The organism is Sedimenticola hydrogenitrophicus, from assembly GCF_029017505.1.
Taxonomy (GTDB): domain Bacteria; phylum Pseudomonadota; class Gammaproteobacteria; order Chromatiales; family Chromatiaceae; genus Sedimenticola; species Sedimenticola hydrogenitrophicus_A.
The window spans coordinates 1-5,435 of record NZ_JAQGEI010000074.1 but is presented as its reverse complement, the minus strand read 5'-3'; the positions used below and the strand labels follow the sequence as shown (position 1 = coordinate 5,435).

The following is a 5,435-nucleotide window of genomic DNA, read 5'->3' as shown; positions in this document are numbered from 1 at the left end:
TAGCCGCTCCTACGGGCGTTGGGTTGTTCTTGGAAGGGTTCGTCTTCAAATCCGATATAACATTTTCAAACAAGGGACTGAAAGAAAATGGATATGAACATTGATCATGTTTCGGTTGATACAGGGTTTACAGTCCACCATCATGGTGCGATTAATGGCGTGACCGGTTCCTGCCATGAGTTGCGGCTGGATGACGGGCGTTCGCTGTTGGTCGATTGCGGACTGTTTCAGGGTACAGAGCAGCCTGGCAACGCCAGCGCTGACAAGGGGCTGGAAATCGACTTCCCTGTCGATGGATTGATGGGGCTGGTAGTGACCCATGTGCACATCGATCACGTGGGGCGTATTCCCTATCTGCTGGCGGCCGGTTTTCGTGGGCCGATCTTCTGCACCGAGGCATCGGCTCTGCTGTTGCCGCTGGTGCTGGAGGATGCATTAAAGGTGGGGTTCACGCGCAATGCACCGCTGATCAAGCGGTTTCTTGATCAGATCCGGCTTCAGGTGGTTGCACTGCCGTATAAGCAATGGCGATCAGTAGGGGCGGGAGTGTCGATCAAGATGCATCCCGCCGGCCATATCCTGGGTTCCGCCTATGTGGAGGCTAAGATTCAGGCAGCCGGGGCGGTGCCAGTGTCAAAGCGGGATTGGCGGGTGATTTTTTCCGGAGATCTGGGGGCGCCCTACACACCCCTGCTGCCGGCGCCGAAATCTCCCTGGCGTGCCGATCTGCTGGTGCTGGAGAGTACCTATGGCGATCGCCTGCACGAAAATCGTGCCCAGCGCCAGGTGCGTCTGCGGCAGGTGATTGAACATGCCCTGGTTAATCGCGGAGCAGTGCTGGTTCCGGCCTTCTCCATCGGCCGCACCCAGGAGCTGCTCTACGATCTGGAGGGCCTGATCCATCGCATGGGCGGTCGTGAAGCGGGAAACGGTGTGCGTTGGGATCAGCTGGAGATTATTGTTGACTCCCCGCTGGCCGCCAAAATGACCGCCAGCTACCGGCGGTTACGCCACCTGTGGGACAATGAGGCGCACCGACGTCTGAATGCCGGCCGCCATCCGCTGGCGTTCGAGCAGCTCTACACGGTGGAGAGCCACGATGAGCATTTGCAAACGGTCGCTTACCTAGCCAATTCGAAGCGACCGGCCGTGGTGATCGCCGCCAGTGGCATGTGCAGTGGCGGAAGGGTGGTTAATTATCTGAAGGCACTGCTGGGTGATCCGCGCCACGATGTGCTGTTTGTGGGTTATCAGGCCGCCGGTACGCCGGGCCGGGTCATCCAGCAATATGGTCCGAAAGGCGGGTATGTTGAGCTGGATGGCCAGCGTTTCACCATACGTGCCGGAGTACATACCCTGGGTGGTTATTCCGCCCATGCCGATCAGGCCAGCCTGATGCGCTTCGTCAAGGGGATTCGCCATCAGCCCCGGGAGATTCGCCTGGTGCATGGGGATGACTCGGCAAAGCGTTCACTTCAGCAGCTGCTGCGACGGGTGTCGCCGGAAACGAATGTGGTGATCGCTGGGTAAGGAATTGATTGTTGCTATTTTGAATTTTTTCGCGGTGGAACCGTTCCTACGGTTTAGCCATGGTAGGTGCGGCATTAGCCGCGAAGGCGGTTGCCGCAGTTTAGTTGCGAAACCGACCTCGCACTATACCATCCGTGCCCAGCTTGAAGTGCTAAATAAGGCAGGCGGTATACTCCAGCTGGTTCCTGGCTATCAGCCAGATGACAGGATAGTTGATTGGGTCTACCTTGAGCAGCAGGCGGAACTGGGTGAAAGTGTCTGACTGCCTGGGCTGCACCAAATTCCCTTACGGAAGGCTTGGGTGTGAGCAGTATTTTATTCGTTATCCAGCCGGCTGGGGAATCTACGGAAGCCAGCTGATACTCCGGTAGAAACTGAATTCAGAGAGTCATAATATGTATCCAAAAATCCAGAGTAGAAAAATACGTATAGCCATTGTTGGCTGTGGCCGTATTTCGAAAAACCATTTCAACTCCATAGAAAAACACGCGGATAATATAGAACTTATCGCCGTCTGCGATACCGATAGCGGCGTGCTGGCCGAACACATGGAGAGGTGTGGTGTGCCGGGATACCAGTCCTATGAAGAGATGCTGAAGGCTGAAAAGCTGGATCTTGTGGTGCTTTGCACACCCAGTGGTATCCATCCCGAGCAAACGGTGATCGCCGCTAGATTTAAAGTCCATGTCATGACCGAGAAGCCGATGGCGACCCGCTGGCAGGACGGTGTGCGCATGGTCAGGGCCTGTGATGAAGCCGGTGTACGACTGTTTGTGGTCAAGCAGAACCGGCGCAATACCACCCTGCAGTTACTAAAGCGTGCTATCGGTGAGAAACGATTCGGCAAGATTCATATGGTTCATCTGAATGTTTTCTGGACACGGCCACAGGAGTACTATGATCAGGCAAAATGGCGCGGCACCTGGGAGTTTGATGGAGGCGCCTTTATGAACCAGGCCAGCCACTATGTGGATCTGCTGGATTGGCTGATTGGTCCGGTCGATAAGGTGCAGGCGATGATGGGCACTACCCGGGATATCGAGGTGGAAGATACCGGAGTTCTAAACCTGCGTTGGCGAAGTGGTGCCCTGGGTTCCATGAGCGTTACCATGCTGACCTACCCGAAGAATCTGGAGGGCAGCATTACCATTCTCGGCGAGAGAGGTAGCGTGCGGGTCGGTGGTGTGGCTGTAAACGATATTCAGCATTGGGAATTTGATGAACCTAAAGACTATGACCAGCAGATCCAGTCGGCCAATTATGAAACCACCTCGGTCTATGGGTTTGGCCATCCGCTCTATTATAAGAACGTCATCGAGGTGATGCGTGGCGAAGCGGAACCGGAAACTGATGGAAGGGAAGGTCTGAAATCACTTGAATTGTTGATCGCCGCCTATCTGTCAGCGCGTGATGGAAAAACCGTGTCATTGCCATTGGAGTATTGATTCACCACAAAGACATGAAGTGCACAAAGGAATGCTATGAATGACAAGGAAAGGTCAGACCAACTATCGAGATTAATTGTTGACTCGGCGATTGAAGTGCATAAGTTGCTGGCCAGGGTTACTCGAATCCGCATATGAAGCCGCCTTGGCATGTGAACTACAGCTAAGGGGGGTGAAGTTTAACAGACAGGTTGCAATACCTCTTGTTTACAAGGGGGCGGTGTTGGATACAGCCTATCGGCTTGATATATTGGAAGAAAATTTGGTTGTTGTCGAAATCAAGTCAGTTGAGCGTCTGGAAAGGATACATGTAGCACAGTTATTAAGTTACCTGAAGTTGTCGGACATGTGGTTGGGGTTGTTATTGAATTTCAACGTACCTCTTATGAAAAATGGCATAAAACGGCTGGTCAACGGTTAATTCCTCTGAATTGACTACCAAACCAGAGCAACCAAAAAACCGAACACAACTTTGTGCTCTTTGTGTCTTAGTGGTGAGGCTGTTTGGCCACGGACACACACGGAATCCACGGAATGTTTTTTCAGTGTCTTCGGTGTGCATCCGTGGCCAGTGATGCGTACCCCGCACGTGACCGATTCGGAAAGCTTTTTCACCGCAAAGTCACAAGGTGCACGAAGAGATGCTTTTCCCTTGAAGGCTTTGTGTGCTTGGTGTCTTTGTGGTGAATGATTTGTGTGTTAGCGGTAAATAATGAGTGAATATGACATATCAACAGCATGAAACTGCAATCGTAGACGAAGGCGCCCAGATTGGCGAGGGTTCGCGTGTCTGGCATTTCGTCCATGTCTGTGCAGGTGCCCGGATCGGTAATAATTGCTCCCTTGGTCAGAATGTTTTTGTCGGCAACAATGTCGTCATCGGTGATAACTGCAAAATCCAGAATAATGTCTCGGTCTATGACAATGTGACCCTGGAAGAGGGAGTGTTTTGTGGACCAAGCATGGTCTTTACCAATGTCTATAATCCTCGTTCGCTGATCGAGCGCAAGAACGAATATCGTGACACGCTGATTAAGAAAGGCGCCACACTGGGTGCGAACTGCACCATTGTCTGCGGAGTCACGGTGGGAAGGTTTGCCTTTGTCGGTGCCGGTGCCGTAATTAACAAAGACGTCCCCGATTATGCCCTGATGGTCGGCGTGCCCGCACGGCAGATTGGCTGGATGAGCGAATACGGTGAACAGATATCTCTGCCGCTGGAAGGCAACGGCAGTTTCGTCTGCCCCAACAGCGGCCACCACTATGTTCTGAATGGAAAAGTCCTGGAGAGATTGAGCTGATGAGTATCCCCTTTGTTGACCTGAAAACTCAATACCAGGCGTTGAAGCTACAGATACAGGAGCGTATCAACCGGGTCCTCGAACACGGCCAGTACATCATGGGGCCGGAAGTGGCGGAGCTTGAGGAGCGGCTTGCCGCCTATGTCGGTGTCAAGCACTGTATCGCGGTCAGTAGCGGCAGCGACTCACTGCTGATCGCCATGATGGCACTGGGCATTGGTCACGGGGATGAGGTTATCACCACCCCTTTTACCTTCATCGCCACCGGAGAGATGATTGCACTGCTCGGCGCAAAGCCGGTTTTTGTGGACATCGATCCCCGTAGTTACAATATTGACCCGGAAAAAATCGAAACTGCGATCACATCAAAAACACGTGCCATTATGCCGGTGAGCCTGTATGGGCAGTGTGCCGATATGGATGCCATCAATGCCATCGCCGATAAACATGGACTGCCGGTGATAGAGGATGCAGCTCAATCGTTCGGCGCTACCTACAGAGGGCGCAGGTCTTGTGGCCTGAGTACAGTCGGTTCAACCAGTTTCTTCCCCAGCAAACCACTGGGTGGCTATGGTGACGGTGGCGCACTTTTTACCGATGACGATGACCTGGCAAAAGTAATGCGGGAGATCCGGGTGCATGGACAGGATCGCCGCTATCACCATCCCCGGGTGGGTATCAACGGTCGTCTGGACACCATTCAGGCAGCAATCCTGCTGGCCAAGCTGGAGCGTTTTGATTGGGAGGTGGCGCAACGGCAGGAAATTGGTGCGCGTTATTCGATACTTCTTTCTGAGGGGGAACGGACTCTAGCGGATGCCATAGTGACACCCCATATTGCTCCTGAGAATACCAGTGTCTATGCCCAGTACACGATCCAGGTAAGCGGTCGTGATGTGGTGGCGAAGCGGCTGCATGCAGCCGGCATTCCCACGGCAGTGCATTACCCGGTTCCCCTGCACCTGCAACCGGCATTTGATCTGTTCGGCTACAAGGAAGGTGATTTTCCAATTGCCGAGGCGGCATCAGGCAGGGTGATAAGTTTACCTATGCACGCCGAACTTTCGTCCCAGGACCAGGATCGGGTCGTTGCTGCACTGCTGTAGAATTGGCCACGCTTGCGCGCCCATCAAACCATCGGGGCGTCCCGGCCCGGAAG

The 5,435-nt window shown here is 53.6% G+C and carries 5 protein-coding genes; all 5 read left to right on the top strand.

Annotated elements, in window-relative coordinates:
* Window positions 1-93: 93 nt before the first annotated feature.
* Entirely contained in the window at window positions 94-1,530 is a 1,437-nt protein-coding gene (locus tag O9K64_RS23150; RefSeq protein ID WP_275100489.1) for an MBL fold metallo-hydrolase RNA specificity domain-containing protein, read from the top strand.
* A 395-nt stretch (window positions 1,531-1,925) separates the two neighbouring features.
* Window positions 1,926-2,975 (top strand): Gfo/Idh/MocA family protein, encoded by a 1,050-nt coding sequence (locus O9K64_RS23145; protein WP_275100488.1) that lies wholly within the window; start codon window positions 1,926-1,928, stop codon window positions 2,973-2,975.
* Window positions 2,976-3,147: 172 nt separating this feature from the next.
* Window positions 3,148-3,396 carry a GxxExxY protein gene (locus tag O9K64_RS23710; protein WP_335342349.1) on the top strand — a complete coding sequence of 83 codons (249 nt, stop codon included), beginning with the start codon at window positions 3,148-3,150 and terminating at the stop codon, window positions 3,394-3,396.
* 301 nt (window positions 3,397-3,697) lie between these two features.
* Window positions 3,698-4,276 (top strand): acyltransferase, encoded by a 579-nt coding sequence (locus O9K64_RS23135; protein ID WP_275100487.1) that lies wholly within the window; start codon window positions 3,698-3,700, stop codon window positions 4,274-4,276.
* The gene (locus tag O9K64_RS23130; protein WP_275100486.1) at window positions 4,276-5,382 is read left to right on the top strand and encodes a DegT/DnrJ/EryC1/StrS family aminotransferase; all 1,107 of its coding nucleotides are present in this window, start codon (window positions 4,276-4,278) and stop codon (window positions 5,380-5,382) included. The genes O9K64_RS23135 and O9K64_RS23130 overlap by 1 nt, the downstream gene beginning before the upstream one ends.
* Window positions 5,383-5,435: the final 53 nt, after the last annotated feature.

Coding starts and splice junctions, on each gene's coding strand:
- O9K64_RS23150 (WP_275100489.1), top strand. CDS start 94: ATGAACATTGATCATGTTTCGGTTGATACAGGGTTTACAGTCCACCAT.
- O9K64_RS23145 (WP_275100488.1), top strand. CDS start 1,926: ATGTATCCAAAAATCCAGAGTAGAAAAATACGTATAGCCATTGTTGGC.
- O9K64_RS23135 (WP_275100487.1), top strand. CDS start 3,698: ATGACATATCAACAGCATGAAACTGCAATCGTAGACGAAGGCGCCCAG.
- O9K64_RS23130 (WP_275100486.1), top strand. CDS start 4,276: ATGAGTATCCCCTTTGTTGACCTGAAAACTCAATACCAGGCGTTGAAG.